This is a genomic window from Streptomyces sp. NPDC006430, assembly GCF_040612395.1.
GTDB lineage: Bacteria > Actinomycetota > Actinomycetes > Streptomycetales > Streptomycetaceae > Streptomyces.
Genome location: NZ_JBEXQA010000016.1, coordinates 122,925 through 147,039 on the forward strand (window position 1 = coordinate 122,925; position 24,115 = coordinate 147,039).

Sequence of the window (24,115 nt, forward strand, 5' to 3'; positions counted from 1 at the left end):
CACCCAGCTTGCCCTGATGTGACCGGGCTTGCCTCGTGCGCCGCGCAGGAGCTGTCCGGCCGTTCCTGGCCTTAGGATCACGGCATGACCACCGCGTCGGATCCCTCGTACCCGGCCCACTGGGAAGCGGACGTCGTGCTGCGCGACGGCGGCACCGCCCGGGTCAGGCCCATCACCACGGACGACGCGGGCCGGTTGGTCAGCTTCTACGAGCAGGTCTCCGACGAGTCGAAGTACTACCGCTTCTTCGCGCCCTATCCCCGGCTCTCCGACCGCGACGTTCACCGCTTCACGCACCACGACTACGTGGACCGGGTCGGCCTCGCGGCGACCATCGGCGAGGAGTTCATCGGCACCGTCCGCTACGACCGGATCGGCGCCGACGGGCGCCCCGCCTCCGCCCCGGCCGACGAGGCCGAGGTCGCCTTCCTCGTCCAGGACGCCCACCAGGGTCGCGGTGTCGCCTCCGCGCTCCTGGAGCACATCGGGGCGGTCGCCCGGGAGCGCGGCATCCGCCGTTTCGTGGCCGAAGTGCTGCCCGCCAACACCAAGATGATCAAGGTGTTCACCGACGCCGGCTACCAGCAGAAGCGCAGCTTCGAGGACGGCTCCGTCCACCTCACCCTCGACCTGGAACCCACGGCCGAGTCCCTGGCCGTCCAGCGTGCCCGGGAGCAGCGCGCCGAGGCCCGCTCCGTGCAGCGGCTGCTGGCGCCCGGCTCGGTGGCGGTGATCGGGGTCAGCCGCTCCGGCGGGGGCGTGGGCGCGGCTGCCCTGCGGAACCTGCGCGACAGCGGCTTCCATGGCCACCTCTACGCCGTGAACGAGGCCGCCACCACCGACTTCCTGGACGGCGTACGGGCCTACCGCAGCCTCGGTGACATCGACGCCCCCGTCGACCTCGCGGTGATCGCGGTCCCCGCCGAGCGGGTCCCCGAGGCCGTGGCCGCCTGCGGCGAGCGCGGCGTGCAGGGGCTGGTGGTGCTGTCCGCCGGATACGGGGAGAGCGGCCCGGCCGGACTCGACCGACAGCGCGAGCTGGTGCGACAGGTGCGCTCGTACGGGATGCGGTTGATCGGGCCGAACGCGTACGGCGTGATCAACACCGCGCCGGAGGTGGAGCTCAACGCCTCCCTGACACCGGCGCCGGCGCCGACGAGGGGCCGCATCGGGCTGTTCACCCAGTCCGGGGCGATCGGCATCTCGCTGCTCTCCGCACTGCTCCGGCGGGGCGAGGGGCTGTCGTCGTTCGTCTCGGCGGGCAACCGGGCAGACGTCTCCGGAAACGACATCCTGCAGTACTGGTACGAGGACGATGCCACCGACGTCGCACTGATGTACCTCGAAACCCTGGGCAATCCGCGGAAGTTCACCCGGCTCGCGCGGCGGACGGCGGCGGTGAAACCGGTGGTCGTCGCGAAGGGCGGCAGCCACACCCCGGCGGGGCACGTGGTCCCCGGGACCAGGCTGCCGGAGACCACGGTCTCGGCGCTGCTGCGGCAGGCGGGAGTGATCCGGGTCGACACGGTGACGGAGTTGGTGGACGTCGGGCTGCTGCTCGCCTCACAACCGTTGCCGGGCGGGCCGCGCGTGGCGATCCTGGGGAACTCGGAGTCCTTGGGCATCCTCAGCTACGACGCCTGCCTGGCCCAGGGGCTGCGACCGGGAGCCCCGCTGGACCTGACGACGGCCGCCACCCCGGAGGACTTCCGGCGCGCGCTCGGCGCCGCGCTGGCCTCGACCGCGAACGACGCGGTGATCGTCACGGTGATCCCCTGGGTGAACGAGCAGGAACCCGAGGACGACGTGGCCGCCGCCCTGCGCGATGCGGTGGCCGAGCACCCGGGCAAGCCGGTGGCGGTGGTCCACGTGGAGCTGGCTGAGCTCGTGGAAGCCCTGTCCCCCTCGGCGCTCCTTCCGGGCGCGCCGCCTGCGCACCCCCGCACGCAGCCGGGTTTCGAGTCCGTGCGGATCCCCGCCTATCCCGCCGCGGAACGAGCCGTGCGGGCCGTCGCCGAAGCCGTGCGGTACGCGCAGTGGCGGCGGGCCAACACCGACGCCGGGCAGGTGCCCGAGTACGAGGACATCGACCAGGCCGGAGCCGCGGCCCAGCTCACCGAGCTCCTCGACGGGGTCGGGACCGAGGTGCTCGTTCTCACCGAGCCCGACGCCGCCGCGCTGCTCGCCCGATACGGGATCCGGGTGCTCCCCACGCTGCCCGCGCCCACCGCCGACGCCGCCGTCCGGGCCGCCCGCATCCTCGGCTACCCCGTCGCGCTCAAGACCACCGCCCCGCACCTGCGCCACCGCGCGGACCTCGGCGGCGTACGCCTCGACCTGACGACCGAAGCCGAGCTGCGCCGCTCGTACGACGAGCTGACCGACCTCCTCGGCACGCCCGGCGAGCTGCTGCCCGTCGTCCAGGCCATGGTTCCGCGCGGAGTCGACACCGTCGTGCGGTCCGTCATCGACCCCGCAGCCGGCGCCGTCCTCTCCTTCGGGCTCGCCGGCGTGGCCTCCGAGCTGCTCGGCGACACCGCCCACCGTCTCGTCCCGACCACCGACCGGGACGCGGCCGGCCTGATCCGGTCGATCAGGACCGCCCCCCTCCTCTTCGGCTGGCGCGGCAGCGACCCCGTCGACACCCCAGCCCTGGAGGAGCTCCTGCTGCGCCTGTCCCGGCTCGTGGACGACCACCCCGAGGTGGTGGGCGTCACGCTCGAACCCGTCGTGGTCGCCACCGAGGGCCTCTCCGTGCTCAGCGCCACCGTCCGCGTGGCGCACCCGCCCGCCCGCACCGACCTCGGCCCCCGGACACTCCCCAGCTACTGACCGGGTCCGAGGCGCCCGGGGCGCCCCGTACGGGCCTTAGGATGGACCCCATGGCGAAATCCGGTACGACGACCCAGGGGCTGCGCACGGCGATCGAGCGCAGCGGCTACTACCCGGCCCTCGTGGCCGAGGCCGTGGAGGCCGCGGTGGGCGGCGAGCCGATCTCGTCGTACCTGGTCCACCAGGAGACGACCTTCGACTCCAACGAGGTGCGCCGGCACGTCACCGTCCTGGTCCTGACCGGCAACCGCTTCATCGTGAGCCACACGGACGAGCAGGCCGCCGACGCCGGGTCCCCCTCCCCGTACGCGACCACCTCCACCGAATCGGTCAAGATCGGCGCGATCTCCTCCGTGGTGCTCAGCCGCGTCGTCGCCAACCCCGAGTCCTACACCCCCGGCACCCTGCCCCGCGAGGTCGTCCTGACCATCGGCTGGGGAGCGGTCTCCCGGATCGACCTGGAGCCCGCCGCCTGCGGCGACCCCAACTGCGACTCCGACCACGGCTACACCGGCAACTCCACCGCCGACGACCTCAGCCTGCGCGTCAGCGAGGCCGGCGACGGCCCGGAGGCGGTCCGCCAGACGCTCGTCTTCGCGCAGGCGCTGTCCGAGGCGACCGCAGCGACCGCCCCTGCCGCCCGCTGATGTCCTCTTACGCACCGCCGAACTGGGACGAGCCGGAGCAGCTGGACCTTGCCGGCGCCCCCGTCCCGGAGTACGGTTCCGGCTCGCTGGCCGACCTGCTGCCGACCCTCGTGGCGGGCCAGGGGGTCCCCGGGTTCACCGCCGCCATCGCCGAGCTGACGCCGGCCGACCGCAACTGCGTGTTCCTGGTCGACGGCATGGGTTGGGAGCAGATCAAGGCCCACCCGGACGAGGCCCCCTACCTGACCTCGCTCCTCGGCAGCTCGCGCGGCGGCACCGGCCGCCCGGTCACCGCGGGCTTCCCGGCGACCACCGCCACCTCGCTGGCCTCCGTCGGCACCGGCCTGCCGCCCGCACGGCACGGCCTGCCGGGCTACACCGTCCGCAACCCGGCCACCGGTGAGCTGATGAACCAGCTCCGCTGGCACCCCTGGACCCAGCCGAAGCCCTGGCAGCCGTACCCGACCGTCTTCCAGCAGGCGGACGCGGCCGGGGTGGCCACCGCCCAGGTGTCCTCGCCCGCCTTCCAGACCACCCCGCTCACCAAGATCGCGCTGAGCGGCGGTACCTTCCTCGGGCGGATGACCGGCGAGGAACGGATGGACCTCGCGGCCGAACGCCTCGCGGCCGGCGACCGCTCACTGGTGTACACCTACTACAGCGAGCTCGACGGGGCCGGCCACCGGCACGGTGTCGACTCCGACGCCTGGCGCGGCCAGCTGATGTTCGTCGACCGGCTGGTCCAGCGGCTCGCCGAGCAACTCCCGCCGCGCACCGCGCTGTACGTGACCGCAGACCACGGCATGGTGGACGTCCCCTTCGACGAGGACTCCCGCATCGACTTCGACGAGGACTGGGAACTGGGCGCGGGAGTGGCCCTGCTAGGCGGCGAGGGCCGGGCCCGGCACGTGTACGCCGTCCCGGGTGCCGAGGCCGACGTGTTGACGGTGTGGCGCGAGGTACTGGGCGACCGGTTCTGGATCGCGAGCCGCGAAGAGGCCCTGGAACTCGGCTGGTTCGGGCCGCCGGGAGAGTGCGACGAGCGCGTGCTCGGTCGGATCGGCGACGTGGTCGCCGCCGCCCACGCCGATGTCGCCATCACCGCGTCCGTCAACGAGCCCAACGAATCGGCGCTCGCCGGAATGCACGGCTCCATGACCGCGGCCGAGCAGCTCGTCCCGCTGCTCGAAATCCGCACCTGACCGACCCCCGCGGAGCCGACCGGCTCCCGTATGCCTCCTGCTGCCGACCACGACCCGAAAGGTCCCGTTCCTTCCATGCCCGAACTGGTGTTTTTCTCCGGCACGATGGACTGCGGGAAGAGTACGTTGGCGCTCCAGATCACCCACAACCGCTCGGCGCGCGGGCTGGTCGGTGTGATCTTCACCCGTGACGACCGGGCGGGGGAGGGCAAGCTGTCCTCGCGCCTCGGACTGGTCACGGAGGCCGTCGAGGCCGGCGAGGGCATGGATCTGTACGCCTATCTGGTCGGCCAGCTCTCCAAGGGCGGCAAGGCCGACTACGTGATCGTGGACGAGGCGCAGTTCCTCGCCCCCGTCCAGATCGACCAGCTCGCCCGCATCGTGGACGACCTCGACATGGACGTCTTCGCGTTCGGCATCACCACGGACTTCCGTACGAAGCTGTTCCCCGGCTCGCAGCGTCTGATAGAGCTCGCGGACCGCATCGAGCAGCTCCAGGTGGAGGCCCTGTGCTGGTGCGGTGCCCGTGCCACGCACAACGCCCGTACCGTGGGCGGGGAGATGGTGGTCGAGGGCGCCCAGGTCGTGGTCGGTGACGTGAACCGCCCGGCGGAGGAGATCGGCTACGAGGTGCTCTGCCGCCGCCACCACCGCCGCCGCATGACCAGCGCCGCGGCCCACGCCGGAGCCCTCTCCCCGGACGTCCTCCCGGTCAACCACGCCTGACCGCCCTCCTCGGGAACACCCGCCGGGCCGCGGGGCGGACCGGCCGGTCGTCCGGGTGACGGGGTCCTTCCCAACGGCTCGTTCCCGTAGCGGTCCTCGGCTCGTGCTTGCGACCCGAAGTCGAGGGGTGACCGCGCTCGCGTTCGTTGACGGGCGTCACCGTGGACGTCCGGCCGGGCGAAACACCCTGCCCTTCCGCGCCCCGACGCCCGCGCGTCTAGGGGGCGTCCGTGTGGACGATGGTGAAGACCGCGCCCTCCGGGTCCGCGACCGTGGCCAGCCTCCCGCGGATGCCCTCGTGGGGCGGGCTGACGATCCGGCCGCCCAGGGCGCTCACCCGGTCGGCAGCCGCGTCGGTGTCCGCCACCTCGAAATACGTCATCCAGTGCGGGCCCCGGTCGTGCGGCAGGGAGCGCCCGACCCCGTGCACGGCGGCGACCGGCCGCCCGTCGAGGAGGAGGGTCACGTAGTCGAAGTCGCCGGAAGCCGTGGAATGGGTCTCGGCCTCGTGGCCGAAGACGTGCTCGTAGAACTTGCCGACGGTCGATGTGTCCTGGGTGACCAACTCGCTCCAGACCGGGGTGCCGGGGACGCCGGACAACTCCGTCCCGATGTGCTCCTCGGCCTGCCAGATCCCGAAGATCGCGCCCAGCGGGTCGGAGCAGATCGCCACCCGCCCCGCGCTGCCCGCGTCCAGCGGGCCCACGGCCACGGTGCCGCCGCAGGAGCGGATCGCCTCGGCCGTCGTATCGGCGTCGTCGGTGGCGAGGTACGTCGTCCAGGCCACCGGGAGGTGCCGGTCCGGCGGCATCTCGCCGATGCCGGCCACTTCGCGGCCGTCGAGCAGGGCGCGGACGTACGGGCCGAAGGGCTGGGGGCCGGGCTCGTACTCCCAACCGAACAGGTCGGCGTAGAAGGCCTCGGTGGTCCCGAGGCCGTGCGCCATCAGACTCGACCAGCACGGTGTGCCGGGCGGGCGCCGCGTTGCTTCCGCTGCCTCGGTCATCTCAGCCGTCTCCTCCATCGTCACTCGTCCCGGACCAGATGCTTCCACTCCGGCGGGTCCGGCGCGTCTCGACCGGCCGGGTTTCGCCGGAGCGGGGCGAGATGACCGAATCGGTGCGGCCGGGCGGTGTCGGGCTTGTTACAGCGGCTGTGAGGCGGGGGGAAGATGGGCCCATGACTGAGAACTCTCCGATCCTCTCCGCATCCGAACTGATGGGCGAATTGGCCGGATCCCGGCCGCCCGTGCTGCTGGACGTCCGCTGGCAGCTGGGTGGCCCCGACCTGCGGTCGGAGTACGAGGCCGGACACCTGCCGGGCGCGGTGTACGTGGACCTCGACCGGGAACTGGCAGGTCCGCCGGGAGCGGGTGGTCGGCATCCGCTGCCGGAGCCCGATGGGTTCGGGGCGGTGATGCGCAGGGCCGGCGTCTCGGCGGACGCGCCGGTGGTCGTGTATGACGGCGGGCTGGGGTGGGCAGCCGCCCGGGCATGGTGGCTGTTGCGCTGGACGGGTCACACACGGGTGCGGGTGCTGGACGGGGGCCTGGCCGCGTGGACGGCGGCGGGTGGAGCGGTGACGGACGAATCCGCGCCCGTCACCGAGGGCGATTTCAAGCCAAACCCAGGGGCGCTGGGACTGCTGGACGCAGATGCCGCGGCGGCGTTGGCGCGGAGCGGGATCCTGCTGGACGCGCGGGCGGGGGAGCGGTACCGCGGCGAGGTCGAGCCGATCGACCGGGTCGGCGGGCACATTCCGGGGGCGGTGTCAGCGCCGACCGTCGAGAACGTGGGGCCGGACGGGCTGTTCCTCGCGGCGGACGCACTGCGGGCGCGGTTCGCCGGGCTGGGCGTCTCGGGTGACGTCCCGGTGGGCGTGTACTGCGGGTCGGGGGTCTCGGGCGCCCACGAGGTGCTGGCGCTGGAGGTGGCCGGCATTCCGGCGGCCCTGTACGCGGGCAGTTGGTCGCAGTGGTCCTTGGACCCGGACCGTCCGGTGGCTACGGGGGCCACGCCGCAGTAGCGGGTCTGCCACGGGGACGGGGCACGCGGGGGCCGCAGCAGTGCGCCGGCTTCGGGCCGGCGCACCCGGCACCGCCCGCGCCCGCATCCCGCGCCCCGCACCTCGAACACCCATGAGGTGGGGCCGGGGAGGGTCCTTGCCCGCCGGACCGATGCGGCGGGGCGGACGTGCCCCGGTGGGGCAGGGGCGCTACTCCTGTTTCTTTCGGCGGGTGCCGAAGACGATCTCGTCCCAGCTCGGGACCGCCGCGCGGCGGCCCGGGCGGACGCCGTCGGCCTCCGCCTGGCGGTCAGTGGTGCCCGTCAGGCGGTCGCGGTGGCCGGCCACCGTGCGCGGCATCAGGACGTCCGCATAGGCGGCGCCGGCGCCGGCGCTCGCGGAAGCCGCCGGAGGTTCCTCCGCTTCCGGCTCCTCCGCAGGGGTGTCGGTGCGTTCCGGGACCACCAGGTCGCCGCGGAAGCTCGGTACCGCTTCCAGCAGGCTCGTCAGGGTGTCCCGTTCCTCTTCCGGCTCCGGTGCCGGGGCCGCGTGGTTGGCGGTTCGCTCCAGCTGGCGGTCCAGGGCACGGTCCAGTGGCCGGTCGCGCGGCAGCCGCGCGATCCTCGGGACGAAGGGGAAGCTCGGCTCCGGCGTCGCCGGCAGGTCGTCGGCCTCACCGATCAGGGAGCGCGCCTCGTCGTCCACGGCCACGACGAGCCGGCGCGGCGGGTCGTACGTCCAGCTCGCCGAGTGCGGCTCGCTCGCGACCCGGTACACCAGGAGGACCTCCCAGGTGCCGTCGTCGCGGCGCCAGGAGTCCCACTGGACGGACTCCTTCTCGACCCCGCGCAGCAGCAGTCGCTCCTGCACGGCCTCGCCGAGCTGGGGTCCGGTGTTCTCGCCCGGACGGCGCACGGGAGTCTTGCGGGCCCGCTCCGCCATGAACGCGCGCTCGGCCAGGACCGGGCCCTCGAAGCGGCGTACGCGGTCGACGGGGATGCCGGCCAGTTGCGCGACCTCCTCCGCGGAGGCACCGGCCCGTATGCGGGCCTGGATGTCGCGGGGGCGGAGGTGGCTCTCGACCTCGATCTCGATCTGGTTCAGGCGCGCGCGGTCGTTGCGCACGGCAGCGCGCAGCCGCTCGTCGATCGGAAGCGTGTACTCCGTGCTGTCCGCAGCCTTGAGCACCAGTCGTGTGCCGTCATTTGAGACGGCCACGACACGCAGTTCGGGCATGGGGACCTCCCGGGTGGTGCCTGCCGACGTCACGTGCGTCGCTGCTTCCGCTAGTCGAGTGTGGCCTGCCCGGGTGCAGCCTGCCACAACCTTGCCGAGTTCAACCGGCGTGTCGGGCATGCGCCCTTGATCGCCGTTATGGCACGGTTACCTGTTGGGCACGCACAGTGACCGAATGGTTACTGTGCGCATCAGGAACGCGTGCAATGCCGCGGCATCACCGGTCTCGAGTGCCGTTTCTCCATCAGCCGGCCCCTCTCCCGAGTCCGGACATCCGTAAGGAAGGACGGCCCCAGGGCTCGCCACAGTACTCCATTCGGGCCACCTGGGTGGACCGCCGCGCCGCCGAACTTGTCGTGGGCGGCGGGAGTTGGCCTGCCCCGAATTCGGCCGGACCTGCGGCCGTACCTGTTTTCGAGTGTCCTGCTTCACAGAATCCCCAGAAGCGGAACCATCCGTTTCGCTCGACGGTCAGTAACTGCTGAGAGCAGTGGAGCGCGAGAGGTCGCGAGAGGTAGCACATACAGGGGTTGAAGATGGGGCAGAAGGCCACCCGAGACGTCGAACCGGGCCGGCAGTTCGAGACGGCGACGAAGAAAATGGAGGAGGAGCAGAAGAAGCAGCTCGATCTGAGCGTGACCCAGATCGCGGGCTCTTCCCTCGCCACCGTCGCCGCGGCGCTGCTCGCCTCGCAGTTGGGCGTCTACGGGACCATCCTCGGCGCGGGCGTCGTGAGCGTGGTCGCCACCGCAGGCGGCCCCGTCATCCAGCACTTCTTCAAGCGCACCGGCGACCAACTGCGCGGGACCGCCCGACCGGGAGCCCGTCAGGTGCCGCGTCCGGCAGCGCAGGAGGGGTACGACGACGCCCTGCCGCTGCGCGCGGCCCCGCCCGGCGGGGAGTTCGGGGAGGCCACCGTGCACGGCACCCGGGTGCGGGGCTGGAAGCGCACCGCGGTGGCCTCCGGCGCGGCCTTCGCCCTGGCGCTCGGCGGCCTCGGGGCGTACGAGGCCTTCTCCGGCACCGCCATCAGCCAAGGCGGCGGAACGATCTGGTCCGGAGGTACGCGCACAGCGGGTGACGAACGGCCGGCCGCTCCCCGGGAAGAGCCCGGCACGGTCGGGAAGGGCGGCAGGACGCCGGGGGCCGGGACGTCCCCGAGCGCTTCGCAGTCGGACGGCGGGCGGAGCCCGGCCCCCGACCCGTCGCCCTCCGACCCCGGGGGCCCGACGCCGAGCCCGAGCCCGCCGACGCCGAGCCCGGAGCCCACCCCGAGCGCCACGCCCACGCCCACCCCGAGCGCGGACGGCTCCACGCCCGTGGCGGGTCAGTAGGACTTTCCGTGAGCCGGGGCAGGTCAGGGGCAGGCGTCGGGGCTCATTCGCCCAGGACCCGCCGCAGGTAGTCGTTGCCGAACAGCCGTTCCGGGTCCAGCCGGTCGCGCAGCGCGGTGAACTCGCCGAAGCGGGGGTAGGCCCGGGCGAAGTACTCCGCGTCCCGCGTGTGCACCTTGCCCCAGTGCGGGCGGCCCTCGTGCGCGGTGAAGATCCGCTCGGCGGCCGTGAAGTAGGCCTGGTACGGAGTGCCCTTGTACATGTGCACCGCGATGTACGCGGTCTCCCGCCCCGAGGCGGTCGACAGGGCGATGTCGTCCGCCGGGGCCGTCCGCACTTCCACCGGGAAGCTGATCCGCAGTCCGGAGCGGTCGACCATCGCCTTGAGTTCCCGCAGGGCCTCGACCACCTGCTCGCGCGGGAGCGCGTACTCCATCTCCACGAAGCGCACCCGGCGCGGACTGGTGAACACCTTGTACGGGATGTCGGTGTACGTGCGCGCGGACAGGGCGCGGCTGGCGATCCGGGCGATGGAGGGGATCGTGGCCGGGACCGCGCGGCCCACTGCGTTGGCGGCCTGGAAGACGCCGTTGGACAGCAGCTCGTCCTCGATCCAGGCGCTCACCGCTCCGGGCGGGGCGGCGGGGCCCTGACTGCGGTTGTTGCGCTTGGTGTTGCAGTTCCCGGTGTGCGGGAACCAGTAGAACTCGAAGTGCTCGTTCTCCGCGAAGTGTTGCTCGAACTCGGCGGTCACCCGGTCGAAGCCCATGGGCTCCTCACGGGCGGTCAGGAAGAAGACGGGCTCCACGGCGAAGGTGATCGCCGTGACGATGCCGAGGGCCCCGATGCCGATGCGGGCGGCTGCGAAGACCTCCGGGTTCTCCTTCTCCGAGCAGGTGAGCAGTCGGCCGTCCGCCGTGACCAGTTCCAGGCCGCGGATCTGGGCGGCGATGGAGGCGGAGTCGCGGCCGGTGCCGTGGGTTCCGGTGCTGGTGGCGCCGGAGACCGTCTGCTCCATGATGTCGCCCATGTTCGTGAGCGAGAGGCCCTCCCGGGCCAGGGCCCGGTTCAGGTCCTTGAGTACGGTGCCCGCCGCTACCGTCACGGTGCCGGCGGTCCGGTCGATCTCGCGGATCCCGGCCAGCGCCTGCGGGCGTACGAGCACCCCGTCGGTCGCGGCGGCTGCGGTGAAGGAGTGGCCGGTGCCGACCGCCTTCACCTTCAGTCCGTCCTCGGCGGCCCGGCGCACCGCCTCCTGAAGGTCCCCGACCGAGGTCGGGGTCACCACGCGGGCGGGTGCGGCCGTGACGTTGCCCGCCCAGTTATGCCACGCGGCCCGTGTCCCCGGCCGGTTCTTCCCTGCTGCTGTAGCCGTCCCCATCGCTAGCTGGCTCCTCCCCTTGCGCCGGCCTCGTCAGCCGGCGATAACCCGCGAACGCCACCGCTGCCGCGGCGGTCCCCGCCGAGATGGAGACGACGTACCCGGTCTTCGCGCCGGCCGCATCGATGACCCAGCCGGCCACGGAGGACCCGAGCGCGACTCCGACCGCGAGGCCGGTGCTGATCCAGGTCATGCCCTCGGTCAGCTTCGCGCGTGGTACGTGTGCCTCGATCAGGGCCATCGTGGTGATCATCGTGGGAGCGATGGCGAGGCCCGAGACGAAGAGCGCCACGGCCAGAAACGGAAGGTTCCCGGCCAGTAGGAGGGGGATCATACTCACGGCCATCGCACATACGCCCAGTACCCAACGGCGTTCGGCCTTGCCCTTGAGATGCAGGAGGCCGAAGACGATGCCGGCGAGGCAGGAGCCGGCCGCCCAGATCGCCAGGATGAAGCTGGCGGCGGACTTGTTCCCCTGCTCCTCGGCGAAGGCCAGGGTCACCACGTCGGTGGAGCCGAAGATCGCGCCGGTCGCGACGAAAGTGGCCATCAGTACCTGGAGACCGGGGGAGGCCAGGGCCGAGGTGCGGTCGGTGTGCTCGTCGCGCGGGTGCGGGGCGGGCTCGGTGGCGCGCAGCGCGGTCAACCACCAGACGCCCACCAGGAGGCAGACCGCGGCGACCAGCGGGCCCGCTTCGGGGAACCACGTGGTGGACAGTCCGATGGCGAGGATCGGGCCGAAGATGAAGCAGACCTCGTCCACGACGGACTCGAAGGAGTAGGCCGTGTGCAGCTCGCGCGGTTCGTCCCGGTAGATGGCCGTCCAGCGTGCGCGGATCATCGAGCCCACGCTCGGCACGCAGCCCGCCAGCGCGGAGAAGGCGAAGAGGGTCCAGTCCGGCAGGCCGTTGGCTGCGGCCAGGAGCAGTCCGGCGACCGCGGCGACCGCGAGCAGCGTCGCGGGGCGCAGCACCCGCCGCTGGCCGTACTGGTCGACCAGACGCGAGACCTGGGGGCCGACGACCGCGGCCGACAGGGCGAGGGCGGCGGTGAGCGCGCCGGCCAGCGCGTAGCGGCCGGTGAGCTCGGAAATCATGGTCAGGATGCCGATGCCGACCATCGACAGCGGCATCCTGCCTATGAGGCCGGCCGCGCTGAACTGCCTGCTTCCGGGGGCGGCGAAGATCGCGCGGTAGGGACTGGGCAAGGTGCCCTCCGTAAGGGACGTCATTGGCCCATACAGGTTACGACCGCCGACGAGGCACCCGCACGGGGAGAATCCGGACTTGAAACTTAGGGTGACCTTACCTGCGCAGTGGTGGTTGGACGCGGTCGGGCCGGTTACCGGGCGCGGACGCAGAGTGGCAGGATTCGATCCATGTCAGACCAGCTCCGCGCCGCTGCCCCGCCCCCGGCCCACGGCACCGCCGGCCCCTACGACGCCCTCCTGCTGCTCTCCTTCGGCGGCCCCGAAGGACCCGACGACGTCGTGCCGTTCCTGGAGAACGTCACGCGCGGGCGCGGCATCCCGCGCGAGCGGCTCAAGGAGGTCGGGCAGCACTACTTCGGCTTCGGCGGGGTCAGCCCGATCAACGCACAGAACCGCGCGCTGCTGGACGCCCTGCGCAAGGACTTCGCCGAGCACGGGTTGGATCTGCCCGTGTACTGGGGCAACCGGAACTGGGCTCCGTACCTCACCGACGTGATGCGGGAGATGGCCGCCGACGGGCGCCGCCGCATCGCGGTCCTCGCGACCAGCGCCTACGCCTCGTACTCGGGCTGCCGTCAGTACCGCGAGAACCTCGCGGACGCGCTGGCGACGCTGGCCGAGGAGGGCATCGCCGAGCTGCCGCGGGTCGACAAGCTGCGGCACTACTTCAACCATCCCGGCTTCGTGCAGCCGATGATCGACGGGGTGCTCGCCGCCCTGGAGTCGCTGCCGCAGGAGGTACGCGCCGGCGCACACCTCGCCTTCACCACGCACTCGATCCCCCTCGCGTCCGCGGACACCTCCGGCCCGGTCGAGGAGCACACCGAGGGCGGCGCCGGCGGGGCCTACGTCAAGCAGCACCTGGACGTCGCACGGGTGATCGCGGACGCGGTGCGGGCCGAGACGGGCACGGAGCTGCCCTGGGAGCTCGTCTACCAGTCGCGCAGCGGCGCCCCGCACGTCCCGTGGCTGGAGCCCGACATCTGCGACCACCTGGAGGCGCTGCACGGGGCCGGGGCGCCGGCGGTGGTGATGGTGCCGATCGGGTTCGTCTCGGACCACATGGAGGTCATGTACGACCTCGACACGGAAGCCAAGGCCAAAGCCGCGGAGCTGGCGCTGCCGGTCGCGCGCTCGGCGACGGTCGGGGCGGACCCCCGGTTCGCGGCGGCGGTCCGGGAACTCGTGCTGGAGCGCGCCGCGGCCGAACGGGGCGAGCCGGTGGAGCGGTGCGCACTGGGGTCGCTCGGCCCGAGCCACGATCTGTGCGCGGTGGGCTGCTGCCCGGCGCGCGGACCCCGGCCGGCCGCCGCGGGCGTCGACAGCCCGTACGCCTAGGAAGGCCGGACCGTGATCTCCGATGAGCTGAAGGCCGAACTGCTGGACGTGGGCCTGGAGGCCGCCCGGCGGGCCGGCGAGCTGCTGCGGGACGGCCGGCCGGCCGACCTCGCCGTGGCGGCGACGAAGAGCAGCCCGATCGACGTGGTGACCGAGATGGACATCGCGGCGGAGAAGCTGATCACCTCCGTCCTCGCGCGGCGCCGCCCCGAGGACGGACTACTGGGCGAGGAGGGTGCGGACAGCCCGGGGACGAGCGGGGTGCGCTGGATCGTGGACCCGCTGGACGGCACCGTCAACTACCTGTACGGGCTGCCGAGCTGGAGCGTGTCGATCGCCGCCGAGTACGGGGGCGAGACCGTGGTCGGGGTCGTGGAGGCACCGATGCGGGGCGAGACGTACCACGCGGTGCTCGGGGGCGGGGCCTGGCGGGGGGAGGTCCGGCTGGCCTGCCGGGCGGCGGCGCCGCTGGACCAGGCGCTGGTCGGGACCGGGTTCGCGTACCTCCAGGCGCGCAAGGAACAGCAGGCGGAGGTCGCACAGCGGGTGATCCCGCGGGTGCGCGACATCCGGCGGGGCGGGTCGGCGGCGCTGGACCTCAGCGACGTGGCCGCCGGCCGGCTGGACGCGTACTACGAGCGCGGGCTCAACCCCTGGGACCTGGCCGCCGGCGAACTGATCGCCCGGGAGGCCGGGGCACTGACGGGCGGCCGACCGGGGCGGCCCGCCTCCGGAGAACTGGCGCTCGCCGCCACCCCGGCCGTGTTCGCCTCGCTCCAGCCGCTGCTGGAGGAGTCGGGGGCCTGGCACGACTGAGGCCCGTTCCGGGACCGGGATGAGGGAACCCCGGCCGCCGCGTAAGGCTGCCGGGGTTCGGGCTGGCTGGCTGGGCAGGTCAGCAGGCAGGCACGGAGACGGAGACGGGGACCCCGTGTTCGGCGGCGAGGCGCTGGAGGTCTTCCAGTTCCGCCTGCTCCACTTCCACGAGGAAGTCGTCGCCCGTCTCGCGGGCCTGCTTGAGGTCCGACTGCGTGGCCCTGATGCGCTGCAGGAGACCCGCGGTGAATGCGTCCATGGTGGGTTCGCCCCCTCTTCGTGGGTCGGCGGCGGCACGTGGCTCTCCGCCGTCAGGGAGTGGTTGGGGTGTGCTGACGTCCTCCCCGGCACCCTGGGCCCAGAAACCTCTCAAGGCGAGGGAATCCACACTTCCGGCCCGCGCAAGCCCCTGAGCGGCGCCTTACAGCCGGTTTACGGCTGAAACCGGCAGGATGGACGACGCAATACACGTGTGCCCTGAGGGCTCGATGGAAGGAAACGACGTGCGCGTACTCGTCGTCGAGGACGAGCAGCTGCTCGCCGATGCGGTGGCCACCGGACTGCGCCGCGAGGCCATGGCCGTGGACGTCGTGTACGACGGCGCCGCGGCCCTGGAGCGCGTCGGAGTGAACGACTACGACGTGGTCGTGCTCGACCGGGACCTCCCGCTCGTGCACGGCGACGACGTGTGCCGGAAGATCGTCGAGCTCGGCATGCCCACCCGGGTGCTGATGCTCACCGCCTCCGGCGACGTCAGCGACCGGGTGGAGGGACTGGAACTCGGCGCCGACGACTACCTGCCCAAGCCCTTCGCCTTCAGCGAGCTGACCGCCCGCGTACGCGCCCTCGGCCGGCGTACCACCGTCGCCCTGCCCCCCGTACTGGAGCGGGCCGGCATCAAGCTGGACCCGAACCGGCGCGAGGTGTTCCGAGAAGGCCGGGAGGTGCAACTGGCACCCAAGGAGTTCGCGGTGCTGGAGGTCCTCATGCGGAGCGAAGGGACCGTCGTCTCCGCCGAGCAGCTGCTGGAGAAGGCATGGGACGAGAACACCGACCCCTTCACCAACGTGGTGCGGGTGACGGTCATGACGTTGCGGCGCAAGCTCGGGGAGCCGCCGGTCATCGTGACCGTGCCCGGCTCCGGCTACCGGATCTGACGCGGGTGGCAGCGACCCCGGCACCACCACCGGTGCCGCCGAAACCGACCTGGGACCCCGGCCAGCCCGAGGTTCCCTTCCCATGGCTGCGGCCGACCATCCGCATACGCCTCACGCTGCTGTACGGCGGGATGTTCCTGATCGCCGGCATCCTGCTGCTGTCGATCATCTACCTGCTGGCGGCCCAGGCCCTGCGGGAGGGCAACGTACCCTTCCGGATCGTCGGCGGCCAGAACGTCGAGGTCGTCAGCCAGAGCTGCCCCGGCGTGGGCAACGGCAGTGCCCAGACCCCCCTGGACCAGTTCAACGCCGCGATCGGCCAGTGCATCCTCGACCAGCGCAAGCACGCGCTGGACGATCTGCTCAGCCGCTCGCTGATGGCCCTGCTCGGCCTCAGCATCATCGCCTTCGCCTTCGGCTACGCGATGGCCGGCCGGGTGCTCTCGCCGCTCGGCAAGATCACCCGTACCGCCCGCCGGGTGGTCGGATCCGACCTGACCCGACGGATCGAGCTGGACGGGCCCGACGACGAGCTCAAGGAGCTCGCCGACACCTTCGACGAGATGCTCGACCGGCTGGAGCGGGCCTTCACGGCGCAGCAGCGGTTCGTCGCGAACGCCTCGCACGAGCTGCGCACCCCGCTCGCGATCAACCGGACGCTGCTGGAGGTGCACCTGTCGGACCCGGGTGCACCGGTGGAGCTCCAGCAACTGGGCAAGACGCTGCTGGCCACCAACGAGCGCAGCGAGCAGCTGGTCGAGGGCCTGCTGCTGCTCGCCCGCAGTGACAACCAGATCGTCGAGCGCAAGCCCGTGGACCTGGCGGAGGTCGCCTCGCAGGCCATCGACCAGGCCCGGGTGGAGGCCGCGGCCAAGGGCGTGGAGATCCGTGGCGAGCGCGCGCCGGCCGTCGTGCAGGGCAACGGCGTGCTGCTGGAGCGGATCGCCCTCAACCTCGTGCAGAACGCCGTCCGGTACAACGTGCCGGAGGGCGGCTGGGTGGAGGTCACCACCGAGTCGCAGCACGGCGAGGCGGTGCTCGTGGTGTCGAACACGGGTCCCGTTGTTCCCGCGTACGAGGTGGACAACCTCTTCGAGCCCTTCAGGCGGCTGCGTACGGAGCGTACGGGCAGTGACAAGGGTGTGGGGCTCGGCCTGTCGATCGCGCGCTCCGTGGCCCGCGCACACGGCGGGCGGATCTCGGCGACCCCGCGCGAGGGCGGTGGCCTCGTGATGCGTGTCACTTTGCCCCTCTGAGCGTCCAGTGTGTTTGTTCGCCGTTGGCTGAACGGCCGAAGGGTGCGGATGGTGATAACTGTGTGATCGATCACATTGTCGAGTGTTGGGTCATGTGCGTTCAGTGACCCCAAAGAAGGCCGGAAAGCCCGGGACGTCCGGGTTTCCCGTACCTCGGACGGCGGGAAATACACGGGTGGCGTTTGTGCACGGCGGCCCCCGAACCGTGTACGGTCCCGGTCGTCATCCCAGCCCATCGCTCCTTCAGGCGTGCGGCTGGGTGTCGATTGAGTAACAGACCTTGATGTGAGGCAAAATCTCCGCCTCAGGTCGGGCACAAGTCCGGCCTCTCGCGCGTTACGTGCGCTGAGACACCGCTAAATCCCAGAGGGGGAGAGCGAACAATGGCAACGGACTACGACACCCCACGCAAGACCGACGACGACGTCGACAACGACAGCATTGAAGAGCTGAAGGCCCGGCGCAACGAGAAGTCGTCTTCGAGCGTCGACGTCGACGACTTCGACGCGGCGGAGGGCATGGAGCTCCCCGGCGCGGACCTCTCCAACGAGGAACTGGCCGTCCGGGTGCTGCCCAAGCAGGCCGATGAGTTCACCTGCATGAGCTGCTTCCTGGTGCACCACCGCAGCCAGCTGGCACGAGAGAAGAACGGCCAGCCGATCTGCCGCGACTGCGACTGAGAGGTGTCGGCCGTGACCGGCTCGACACCGTTTCGGAGGCGACGCTTCCGGAAGTCTGACGATCCGGCGGAGACGCAGGTGGGAACCACGGGCCCGGAAACGGGCCCAGGAGCCCCCGGCGTACCCGCCGTGTCCCACGACACCGCCGCGGCGGTGTCGTCGGCCACAGAGGCCGACGAGGCTGCCCGGCACCGGTCCGGGGCTCGTCGGCTGCAAGCCGTCAAGAACGGTGTGCGCAAGGGCGGCGAAAGTGCCAGGGCCGCCGCCCTGTACATCGCCGACCGCATCATCGAGAACGCACCGCGCGTTCCGGTTCGGGACCTCGCGACCCTGCGCGCGCAGTTCCCGGGCCTCGGTCCCGATCAGCTCGCCGACAAGCTGATCGCGGGCGCCGCGAACGGCACCTCCACGGTGGGCGCGGGCATCGGCGCGGCGGCCATGCTGCCGGTCCCGCCCGCGATGCTGGCCGAGCTGGCCGTGGAGATCACCTCCGTCGCGGCCATCGAGCTGAAGCTCCTCGCGGAGCTCCACGAGGTGTACGGGCAACGGGCGCCCGGGAACCTCAAGGACCGCAGCCTCGCCTACCTGACCGCGTGGACGGAGGAGCGCGGGGTGGACCTGCGCAATCCCACGGCGCTGGACATCGCGCTCGGCGGTCAAATGAAGCGAGAACTGCGCCAACAGATCATGAAGCGGACGTTCCGCAACCTGCCCAACCTGATGCCGTTCATGGTGGGCGCGGCCGTCGGCGCGGTCATGAACCGCCGGGACACCCGAAGAGTCGCCGAGAAGGTCCGTACCGACCTGCGGAGGCGGGCCGTGGCGTGGGAGTCGCTGGAGCAGCTTCCGCCCCTTGAACAGCCCTCCCAGCCCCTTCCCGAGGTCACCAGGGCCGCCCTCGCCTGGTCGCCCGACGAGGGACCGGTCGACCCGCGGCCGACCGGCGCCTAAGCCTTCGCCTGAGCCTTTGCCTAAGCCTTCGCCGCGCGGAGCGCCGCGACCAGGGCCTGCGGCTCGCGGGTCGAGACGTAGAGGTACGGAGTCGGGTCCCCCGGGTCGGTGATCGGGATGCGGACCGCCGTCGGGACGTAGCTCCGCATCAGCATGAAGGCCCGGGTGTCCGCCTTGTACGAGCGCCAGGCGCGCGCCTCCTCCGGGTCCAGCACCTCGGGCTCGCCCAGGGCCGTCACCGGGATCCGTGCGTCGCCCGCAGCCAGCGCGCCGTTCACCACGCGCACGCGCGCGGAACCGTACGAGCTCACGACCAACCCCGCCAGCGCGGTGCCCCCGACCAGTCCGGCCAGCAGCGGTAGCGTGCCCAGCGGAAGCAGCATCAGCGCGCACGCGAGGCCGATGAGGACGGCGATGCCCCACCAGGTGCGGGGAGCGGTCAGACGTTCGTCGTGGTGCGCGGGGGAGAGCTGCATGCCGCCAAGCCTGCCACGAGGCGACCGGCGGTGAGCGGCGCGGGTAAGGTCTGCGCCTGTGAGTGGACGAAACACAGCGTTGACGCCCCCGGCCGATGCCGCCGCGCCGGTCAGGCACCCCGACGCCCCGGCACCCGGCGAGCTGCTCGGTGCGCACTACGAGCACTGCTTCGGCTGCGGCGCCGGCCAGCCCCACGGACTCCACCTGGAGGCCCGCGCGGGCGAGGGCGTGCGCGTCACCGCCGAGTTCACCGTCAGGCCCGCCCATCAGGGCGCACCCGGTCTCGCCCACGGCGGCGTGCTCGCCACCGCGCTCGACGAGACGCTGGGCTCCCTGAACTGGCTGCTGCGCGTCATCGCGGTGACCGGACGACTGGAGACCGACTTCGTACGGCCGGTCCCCGTGGACACCGTGCTGTACCTGGAGGCCGAGGTGACCGCAGTCGCCGGGCGCAAGATCTACTGCACGGCGGTCGGTCGAATAGGCGGGCCCGAGGGCCCGGTCGCCGTGCGCGCCGACGCGCTCTTCATCGAGGTGAAGGTCGACCACTTCATCGACAACGGTCGGCCCGAGGAGATCCGGGCGGCGATGTCCGACCCGGACCAGGTCAGGCGCGCACGCGCCTTCGAGGTGAACCCCTGATGGCTACGTACAACCCCAACCACGCGGCACCGGTCGACGTGCTGATCAAGCGCGTCGACCCGGAGGTGCCCCTCCCCGCGTACGGCCACCCCGGCGACGCCGGCTGCGACCTGGTGACCACCGAGGCCGCCGAGCTCGAGCCCGGCGAGCGCGCCGTGCTGCCCACGGGGGTGTCCATCGCCCTGCCCGACGGGTACGCGGCGTTCGTGCACCCGCGCTCGGGGCTGGCCGCCCGCTGCGGGCTCGCGCTCGTGAATGCCCCGGGGACGGTGGATGCCGGGTACCGTGGGGAGATCAAGGTGATCGTGGTCAATCTCGACCCGCGCGAGAGCGTCCGGTTCGAGCGCTTCGACCGCATTGCCCAGCTGGTTGTCCAGAGGGTCGAGAAGGTGCGCTTCCACGAGGTGGCGGAACTTCCCGGCTCGGCGCGGGCCGAGGGGGGTTTCGGCTCCACCGGCGGTCATGCGGCCGTGGCCGGATCCGGCGCTGGTCAGCAGGGTGGGAATGGCTACGCTTCGGTCGTATCCGACCGGGAAGGACAGTGACGTGTTCGGACGTCGCAAGAAGAACGACTCCGCCAAGGACGGCGGCGCGGCCGAGCAGGTCGTGGACGGCGTGGCTGCCGATGAGCAGGACGGCGGCGAGGAGCCGGGCGCCGCGCCCCGCAGGGTGAACCTGCCGCCGGCCCCGCGGCCCGACGGCCCCTGGGACGTCTCCGAGGTCCTCGGTGCGCCCGAGGAGGGCCGGGTCGACCTGGGCGGCATTCTCGTACCGGGTGTCGAGGGCATGGAGCTGCGCGTCGAGGTCGCCGGTGACGCGATCGTCGCCGCGACGGTGGTGCTGGGTGACAGTGCCGTGCAGCTGCAGGCCTTCGCCGCGCCCAAGAAGGAAGGCATCTGGGGCGAGGTCCGCGAGGAGATCGCCACGGGCATCACCCAGCAGGGCGGCATCATCGACGAGGTCGAGGGTCCGCTGGGCTGGGAGCTGCGCGCGCAGGTGCCCGTACCGATGCCGGACGGTCAGACCGGCGCCCAGCTGGTCCGCTTCGTCGGTGTGGACGGCCCGCGCTGGTTCCTGCGCGGTGTCATCTCCGGCCAGGGCGCGGTGCGCCCCGAGTCGGCGGGCGTGCTGGAGCAGATCTTCCGGGAGACCGTCATCGTCCGCGGCGACGGCCCGATGGCTCCGCGCGACCCGATCGTCCTGAAGCTGCCGAACGACGCCCAGATGGTGCCGGACGGCGTGCAGACCGAGGAGCAGGAGGGCTCCCGCTTCTCCGGCGGCATGGGCCAGCTGGAGCAGGGTCCGACGATCACCGAGGTCCGCTGACCCGTATCGCGCAGGTCGCCGTCGCTGGGCGACGACCATTTTCGGCTGCGGGCCGTACTCCTTCAGGGGGTACGGCCCGCAGTCGTGCGGGGGTGCGACCCACAGCTCACGTACCGGGGCGCCGCCGGCGGACCCCTCGCACCCGCGGCACTTCATCACCGAACCGGGCATGGGATACCGCTTCGAGAGGTAGTGGGGGCGCCGGTAGGCTTCCTGTATGAGTGCTGAACCGCGTCCCGAGAAGTCCGCCAAGCCGGCCAGGCCGGCGGGCCGGTTCCGGCGGATGATAGAGCGGCTGTCCACCTCGCAGGAGGAGCTGCATTCGGCGGAACTGCAGGAGGACGCAGAAGCCGCGGGGTGCACGCGGATCTGCGACTCCCACGACCGCCAGATAGTCAAGGTGACCGGAACCCTGCGTACGGTCACCCTTCGCCCGCGTGCCGGGGTGCCCGCCCTGGAGGCGGAGCTCTTCGACGGCTCGGCCGCCCTGGACGTGGTCTGGCTCGGACGTCGCTCGATCGTGGGAATCGAACCGGGCCGTCGCGTGATCGCCTCGGGGCGGATCTCGATGAGCCACGGCCGCAGGGTCCTCTTCAACCCGAAGTACGAACTCCGACCGCTCGGACAGGAGCACTGACCGGTGACGTCATTCGACAAACCGACCACCCCGGAGCCCGCCGGCGAACCCTCCTCGGACCAGAAGGCCATGACCCAGGCGGCGCTCTTCGACGCCTTCGGAGGCGTCCGGGGCACCGTGGAGACGATGCTCCCCGGGCTGCTCTTCGTGATGATCTACACGATCAACAAGGACGTGAAGATGTCCGCGATCGCGGCGGGCGCGGTCGCCGTCCTGCTCGTGATCGTGAGACTGCTGCGCAAGGACACCGTGAAGCACGCCTTCAGCGGTGTCTTCGGCGTCGGTGTGGGCGTGGCCTTCGCGCTGTTCACCGGCACCGCCAAGGGCTTCTACCTGCCCGGCATGATCTACGGCGCCGGCCTGGGCGTGGCCTTCACGCTGTCCGCGCTGGTGGGTTTCCCACTCCTGGGGGTGGTGCTGGGGCCGGTGTTCAAGGAGAACCTGTCCTGGCGCACCCGCAACCCCGGGCGGAAGAAGGCGTACACCAAGGCCAGTCTGGCCTGGGGGCTCATCTTCCTCGCCAAGTACGCGATCCTCTTCCCGCTCTACTGGTGGGGGGACGCGACACAGCTGGGCTGGGTGCTGATCGCGCTGAAACTGCCGCCGATGGTGCTGGCGGTGTACTTCACGTGGGTCTTCCTGGCGAAGGCCCCGCCGCCGATCGACGTGATCGCGGAGTGGGAGGCCGAGGAGGCAGCGGAGAAGGCCAGGGCCGCTGCGGCTCGGGAGGACGGGGCCTGAGCCCGGCCGGCCGGGCGCCCGGCGGAGCCGTCTGACCGTTCGGCCGTCTGACCGTCCGACCGTCCTGCGGACACGACGAAGAGGGGCGGGCCGACCACTGGATGGTCGGCCCGCCCCTCTTCTGTTCCGTCGTATCCGTGACTGCGTGCGCGTCCGTCAGCGACGGGCCTGGAGGAGGTCCTCCAGCTGTCCTTCGCGGGCCTGGGCGGCCACGAACAGCAGCTCGTCGCCCGGCTCCAGGGTCTCCTCGGCGTGCGGGGTGAGGACCCGGTTGCCCCGGATGATCGTGACCAGCGAGGTGTCCTCGGGCCAGACGATCTCGCTGATCAGGGTGCCGGCCACCGAGGAGTCGGCGGGCAGGGTCAGCTCGACCAGGTTGGCGTCGCCGTGGCTGAAGCGGAGCAGCCGCACCAGGTCGCCGACGCTGACGGCCTCCTCGACCAGCGCCGACATCAGGCGCGGCGTGGAAACCGCGACGTCCACGCCCCAGGACTCGTTGAAGAGCCATTCGTTCTTCGGGTTGTTGACGCGCGCCACGACCCGGGGAACCCCGTACTCGGTCTTGGCGAGGAGGGAGACGACCAGGTTCACCTTGTCGTCGCCCGTCGCCGCGATGACCACGTTGCAGCGCTGGAGCGCCGCCTCGTCCAGCGAGGTGATCTCGCAGGCGTCGGCCAGCAGCCACTCGGCCTGCGGCACCCGCTCCACGGAGATGGCGGTCGGCGCCTTGTCGACGAGCAGCACCTCGTGCCCGTTCTCCAGCAGCTCGCCCGCGATGGAACGACCCACCGCGCCGGCTCCGGCGATCGCGACCCTCATGCGTGTGCCTCCTCGGGACCTTCGGCGAAGGCCGCCTCGACCTTGTCGATCTCGTCCGTACGCATCATCACGTGGACGAGGTCGCCCTCCTGCAGCACCGTCTGGGACGTCGGCAGCATGGCCTCGCCCAGCCGGGTGAGGAAGGCCACGCGGACGCCGGTCTCCTCCTGCAGCTTGCTGACCTTGTACCCGATCCAGGCGGCGGAGGTGTGCACCTCGGCGAGCTGCACACCACCGCTCGGGTCGCGCCACAGCGGCTCGGCGCCGGAGGGCAGCAGCCGGCGCAGCATCTGGTCGGCGGTCCACCGTACGGTCGCCACGGTGGGGATGCCCAGGCGCTGGTAGACCTCGGCGCGCTTGGGGTCGTAGATGCGGGCGGCGACGTTCTCCACCCCGAACATCTCGCGCGCCACGCGTGCGGCGATGATGTTGGAATTGTCACCGCTGCTGACGGCCGCGAAGGCGCCCGCTTCCTCGATTCCGGCCTCGCGCAGCGTGTCCTGGTCGAAGCCGACCCCGGTGACGCGGCGGCCGCCGAATCCGGCTCCCAGCCGGCGGAATGCGGTGGGGTCCTGGTCGATGACCGCGACCGTATGCCCCTGCTGTTCCAGGGTCTGCGCGAGGGCGGAGCCCACCCTTCCGCAGCCCATAATGACGATGTGCACGGCCGTCCTTCCGGCTGTCAGCGCTCGCTGGTTCCCAG

The 24,115-nt window shown here is 71.8% G+C and carries 25 protein-coding genes; 17 read left to right on the plus strand and 8 right to left on the minus strand.

Going from position 1 to position 24,115, the window contains the following annotated elements; all coding sequences use genetic code 11:
* Positions 1–84 precede the first annotated feature (84 nt).
* The 4 genes from ABZZ20_RS22815 to ABZZ20_RS22830 all read left to right on the plus strand — a co-directional run bounded on the left by ABZZ20_RS22815 (position 85) and on the right by ABZZ20_RS22830 (position 5,407).
* Complete coding sequence (locus ABZZ20_RS22815; protein WP_356872314.1) at positions 85–2,832, plus strand: GNAT family N-acetyltransferase; 2,748 nt, start codon at positions 85–87, stop codon at positions 2,830–2,832.
* 41 nt (positions 2,833–2,873) lie between these two features.
* Positions 2,874–3,479: a DUF5998 family protein gene (locus tag ABZZ20_RS22820; RefSeq protein WP_356872316.1), complete on the plus strand. Its 606-nt coding sequence runs from the start codon at positions 2,874–2,876 to the stop codon at positions 3,477–3,479.
* Entirely contained in the window at positions 3,479–4,681 is a 1,203-nt protein-coding gene (locus tag ABZZ20_RS22825; protein WP_356872318.1) for a nucleotide pyrophosphatase/phosphodiesterase family protein, read from the plus strand. The genes ABZZ20_RS22820 and ABZZ20_RS22825 overlap by 1 nt, the downstream gene beginning before the upstream one ends.
* A 75-nt stretch (positions 4,682–4,756) precedes the next feature.
* Positions 4,757–5,407: a thymidine kinase gene (locus tag ABZZ20_RS22830; protein ID WP_356872320.1), complete on the plus strand. Its 651-nt coding sequence runs from the start codon at positions 4,757–4,759 to the stop codon at positions 5,405–5,407.
* A 217-nt stretch (positions 5,408–5,624) separates the two neighbouring features.
* Here the strand turns inward: ABZZ20_RS22830 and ABZZ20_RS22835 are convergent, their stop codons facing one another.
* A complete protein-coding gene (locus ABZZ20_RS22835; RefSeq protein ID WP_356872322.1) occupies positions 5,625–6,413 on the minus strand; it encodes a VOC family protein in 789 nt (262 codons plus the stop codon).
* Between the two features lie 173 nt (positions 6,414–6,586).
* Here ABZZ20_RS22835 and ABZZ20_RS22840 point away from each other — a divergent pair, with 173 nt between their 5' ends.
* Positions 6,587–7,432 (plus strand): sulfurtransferase, encoded by an 846-nt coding sequence (locus tag ABZZ20_RS22840; RefSeq protein ID WP_356872324.1) that lies wholly within the window; start codon positions 6,587–6,589, stop codon positions 7,430–7,432.
* A gap of 189 nt (positions 7,433–7,621) precedes the next feature.
* Here the strand turns inward: ABZZ20_RS22840 and sepH are convergent, their stop codons facing one another.
* Positions 7,622–8,647, minus strand: coding sequence for a septation protein SepH (gene sepH / locus ABZZ20_RS22845; protein ID WP_356872326.1), 1,026 nt, complete (start codon positions 8,645–8,647; stop codon positions 7,622–7,624).
* Positions 8,648–9,183: 536 nt separating this feature from the next.
* On the opposite strand from sepH, the gene ABZZ20_RS22850 reads away from it, so the two are divergent.
* Positions 9,184–9,981 (plus strand): hypothetical protein, encoded by a 798-nt coding sequence (locus ABZZ20_RS22850; RefSeq protein WP_356872328.1) that lies wholly within the window; start codon positions 9,184–9,186, stop codon positions 9,979–9,981.
* 43 nt (positions 9,982–10,024) lie between these two features.
* On the opposite strand, the gene ABZZ20_RS22855 is transcribed toward ABZZ20_RS22850, so the two are convergent.
* Positions 10,025–11,362, minus strand: a complete 1,338-nt coding sequence (locus ABZZ20_RS22855; protein ID WP_356872330.1) for a D-arabinono-1,4-lactone oxidase — start codon at positions 11,360–11,362, stop codon at positions 10,025–10,027.
* Positions 11,304–12,569: an MFS transporter gene (locus tag ABZZ20_RS22860; RefSeq protein ID WP_356872332.1), complete on the minus strand. Its 1,266-nt coding sequence runs from the start codon at positions 12,567–12,569 to the stop codon at positions 11,304–11,306. The genes ABZZ20_RS22855 and ABZZ20_RS22860 overlap by 59 nt, the downstream gene beginning before the upstream one ends.
* A gap of 171 nt (positions 12,570–12,740) precedes the next feature.
* Here ABZZ20_RS22860 and ABZZ20_RS22865 point away from each other — a divergent pair, with 171 nt between their 5' ends.
* Together ABZZ20_RS22865 and ABZZ20_RS22870 are read left to right on the plus strand one after the other, a co-directional pair.
* Positions 12,741–13,910 (plus strand): ferrochelatase, encoded by a 1,170-nt coding sequence (locus tag ABZZ20_RS22865; protein ID WP_356872334.1) that lies wholly within the window; start codon positions 12,741–12,743, stop codon positions 13,908–13,910.
* Between the two features lie 15 nt (positions 13,911–13,925).
* Positions 13,926–14,726, plus strand: coding sequence for an inositol monophosphatase family protein (locus ABZZ20_RS22870; protein ID WP_356872380.1), 801 nt, complete (start codon positions 13,926–13,928; stop codon positions 14,724–14,726).
* A 79-nt stretch (positions 14,727–14,805) separates the two neighbouring features.
* Here ABZZ20_RS22870 and ABZZ20_RS22875 read toward each other — a convergent pair whose 3' ends face one another.
* Entirely contained in the window at positions 14,806–14,985 is a 180-nt protein-coding gene (locus ABZZ20_RS22875) for a hypothetical protein (RefSeq protein ID WP_356872335.1), read from the minus strand.
* 244 nt (positions 14,986–15,229) lie between these two features.
* Between ABZZ20_RS22875 and ABZZ20_RS22880 the strand changes: the two genes are divergently transcribed.
* From ABZZ20_RS22880 to ABZZ20_RS22895, 4 genes are all read left to right on the plus strand, one after another.
* On the plus strand, positions 15,230–15,883 hold the full coding sequence (locus ABZZ20_RS22880; RefSeq protein WP_030154340.1) for a response regulator transcription factor: 654 nt from the start codon (positions 15,230–15,232) through the stop codon (positions 15,881–15,883).
* A gap of 5 nt (positions 15,884–15,888) precedes the next feature.
* Complete coding sequence (locus ABZZ20_RS22885) at positions 15,889–17,139, plus strand: HAMP domain-containing sensor histidine kinase (protein WP_356872337.1); 1,251 nt, start codon at positions 15,889–15,891, stop codon at positions 17,137–17,139.
* Between the two features lie 383 nt (positions 17,140–17,522).
* Positions 17,523–17,819, plus strand: a complete 297-nt coding sequence (locus ABZZ20_RS22890; RefSeq protein WP_030154344.1) for a DUF4193 domain-containing protein — start codon at positions 17,523–17,525, stop codon at positions 17,817–17,819.
* A 12-nt stretch (positions 17,820–17,831) separates the two neighbouring features.
* On the plus strand, positions 17,832–18,770 hold the full coding sequence (locus ABZZ20_RS22895) for a hypothetical protein (protein ID WP_356872339.1): 939 nt from the start codon (positions 17,832–17,834) through the stop codon (positions 18,768–18,770).
* Positions 18,771–18,790: 20 nt separating this feature from the next.
* Here the strand turns inward: ABZZ20_RS22895 and ABZZ20_RS22900 are convergent, their stop codons facing one another.
* The gene (locus ABZZ20_RS22900; RefSeq protein WP_356872341.1) at positions 18,791–19,246 is read right to left on the minus strand and encodes a DUF3093 domain-containing protein; all 456 of its coding nucleotides are present in this window, start codon (positions 19,244–19,246) and stop codon (positions 18,791–18,793) included.
* A 58-nt stretch (positions 19,247–19,304) separates the two neighbouring features.
* On the opposite strand from ABZZ20_RS22900, the gene ABZZ20_RS22905 reads away from it, so the two are divergent.
* From ABZZ20_RS22905 to ABZZ20_RS22925, 5 genes are all read left to right on the plus strand, one after another.
* Positions 19,305–19,889, plus strand: coding sequence for a PaaI family thioesterase (locus tag ABZZ20_RS22905; protein ID WP_356872343.1), 585 nt, complete (start codon positions 19,305–19,307; stop codon positions 19,887–19,889).
* The gene (dut, locus tag ABZZ20_RS22910; protein WP_356872345.1) at positions 19,889–20,434 is read left to right on the plus strand and encodes a dUTP diphosphatase; all 546 of its coding nucleotides are present in this window, start codon (positions 19,889–19,891) and stop codon (positions 20,432–20,434) included. The genes ABZZ20_RS22905 and dut overlap by 1 nt, the downstream gene beginning before the upstream one ends.
* A 1-nt stretch (position 20,435) precedes the next feature.
* Complete coding sequence (locus ABZZ20_RS22915) at positions 20,436–21,215, plus strand: DUF3710 domain-containing protein (protein ID WP_356872347.1); 780 nt, start codon at positions 20,436–20,438, stop codon at positions 21,213–21,215.
* A gap of 217 nt (positions 21,216–21,432) precedes the next feature.
* Entirely contained in the window at positions 21,433–21,852 is a 420-nt protein-coding gene (locus ABZZ20_RS22920) for an OB-fold nucleic acid binding domain-containing protein (protein WP_356872349.1), read from the plus strand.
* A gap of 3 nt (positions 21,853–21,855) precedes the next feature.
* Entirely contained in the window at positions 21,856–22,593 is a 738-nt protein-coding gene (locus tag ABZZ20_RS22925; RefSeq protein ID WP_356872351.1) for a DUF3159 domain-containing protein, read from the plus strand.
* Positions 22,594–22,749: 156 nt separating this feature from the next.
* Here the strand turns inward: ABZZ20_RS22925 and ABZZ20_RS22930 are convergent, their stop codons facing one another.
* Both ABZZ20_RS22930 and ABZZ20_RS22935 read right to left on the minus strand, forming a co-directional pair.
* A complete protein-coding gene (locus tag ABZZ20_RS22930; protein WP_356872353.1) occupies positions 22,750–23,412 on the minus strand; it encodes a TrkA family potassium uptake protein in 663 nt (220 codons plus the stop codon).
* Entirely contained in the window at positions 23,409–24,077 is a 669-nt protein-coding gene (locus ABZZ20_RS22935) for a TrkA family potassium uptake protein (protein WP_356872355.1), read from the minus strand. The genes ABZZ20_RS22930 and ABZZ20_RS22935 overlap by 4 nt, the downstream gene beginning before the upstream one ends.
* Between the last annotated feature and the right edge of the window lie 38 nt (positions 24,078–24,115).

Coding starts and splice junctions, on each gene's coding strand:
- ABZZ20_RS22815 (WP_356872314.1), top strand. CDS start 85: ATGACCACCGCGTCGGATCCCTCGTACCCGGCCCACTGGGAAGCGGAC.
- ABZZ20_RS22875 (WP_356872335.1), bottom strand. CDS start 14,985: ATGGACGCATTCACCGCGGGTCTCCTGCAGCGCATCAGGGCCACGCAG.
- ABZZ20_RS22855 (WP_356872330.1), bottom strand. CDS start 11,362: ATGGGGACGGCTACAGCAGCAGGGAAGAACCGGCCGGGGACACGGGCC.
- ABZZ20_RS22850 (WP_356872328.1), top strand. CDS start 9,184: ATGGGGCAGAAGGCCACCCGAGACGTCGAACCGGGCCGGCAGTTCGAG.
- ABZZ20_RS22830 (WP_356872320.1), top strand. CDS start 4,757: ATGCCCGAACTGGTGTTTTTCTCCGGCACGATGGACTGCGGGAAGAGT.
- sepH (WP_356872326.1), bottom strand. CDS start 8,647: ATGCCCGAACTGCGTGTCGTGGCCGTCTCAAATGACGGCACACGACTG.
- ABZZ20_RS22930 (WP_356872353.1), bottom strand. CDS start 23,412: ATGAGGGTCGCGATCGCCGGAGCCGGCGCGGTGGGTCGTTCCATCGCG.
- ABZZ20_RS22890 (WP_030154344.1), top strand. CDS start 17,523: ATGGCAACGGACTACGACACCCCACGCAAGACCGACGACGACGTCGAC.
- ABZZ20_RS22920 (WP_356872349.1), top strand. CDS start 21,433: ATGAGTGCTGAACCGCGTCCCGAGAAGTCCGCCAAGCCGGCCAGGCCG.
- dut (WP_356872345.1), top strand. CDS start 19,889: ATGGCTACGTACAACCCCAACCACGCGGCACCGGTCGACGTGCTGATC.
- ABZZ20_RS22840 (WP_356872324.1), top strand. CDS start 6,587: ATGACTGAGAACTCTCCGATCCTCTCCGCATCCGAACTGATGGGCGAA.
- ABZZ20_RS22865 (WP_356872334.1), top strand. CDS start 12,741: ATGTCAGACCAGCTCCGCGCCGCTGCCCCGCCCCCGGCCCACGGCACC.
- ABZZ20_RS22835 (WP_356872322.1), bottom strand. CDS start 6,413: ATGACCGAGGCAGCGGAAGCAACGCGGCGCCCGCCCGGCACACCGTGC.
- ABZZ20_RS22900 (WP_356872341.1), bottom strand. CDS start 19,246: ATGCAGCTCTCCCCCGCGCACCACGACGAACGTCTGACCGCTCCCCGC.
- ABZZ20_RS22825 (WP_356872318.1), top strand. CDS start 3,479: ATGTCCTCTTACGCACCGCCGAACTGGGACGAGCCGGAGCAGCTGGAC.
- ABZZ20_RS22820 (WP_356872316.1), top strand. CDS start 2,874: ATGGACCCCATGGCGAAATCCGGTACGACGACCCAGGGGCTGCGCACG.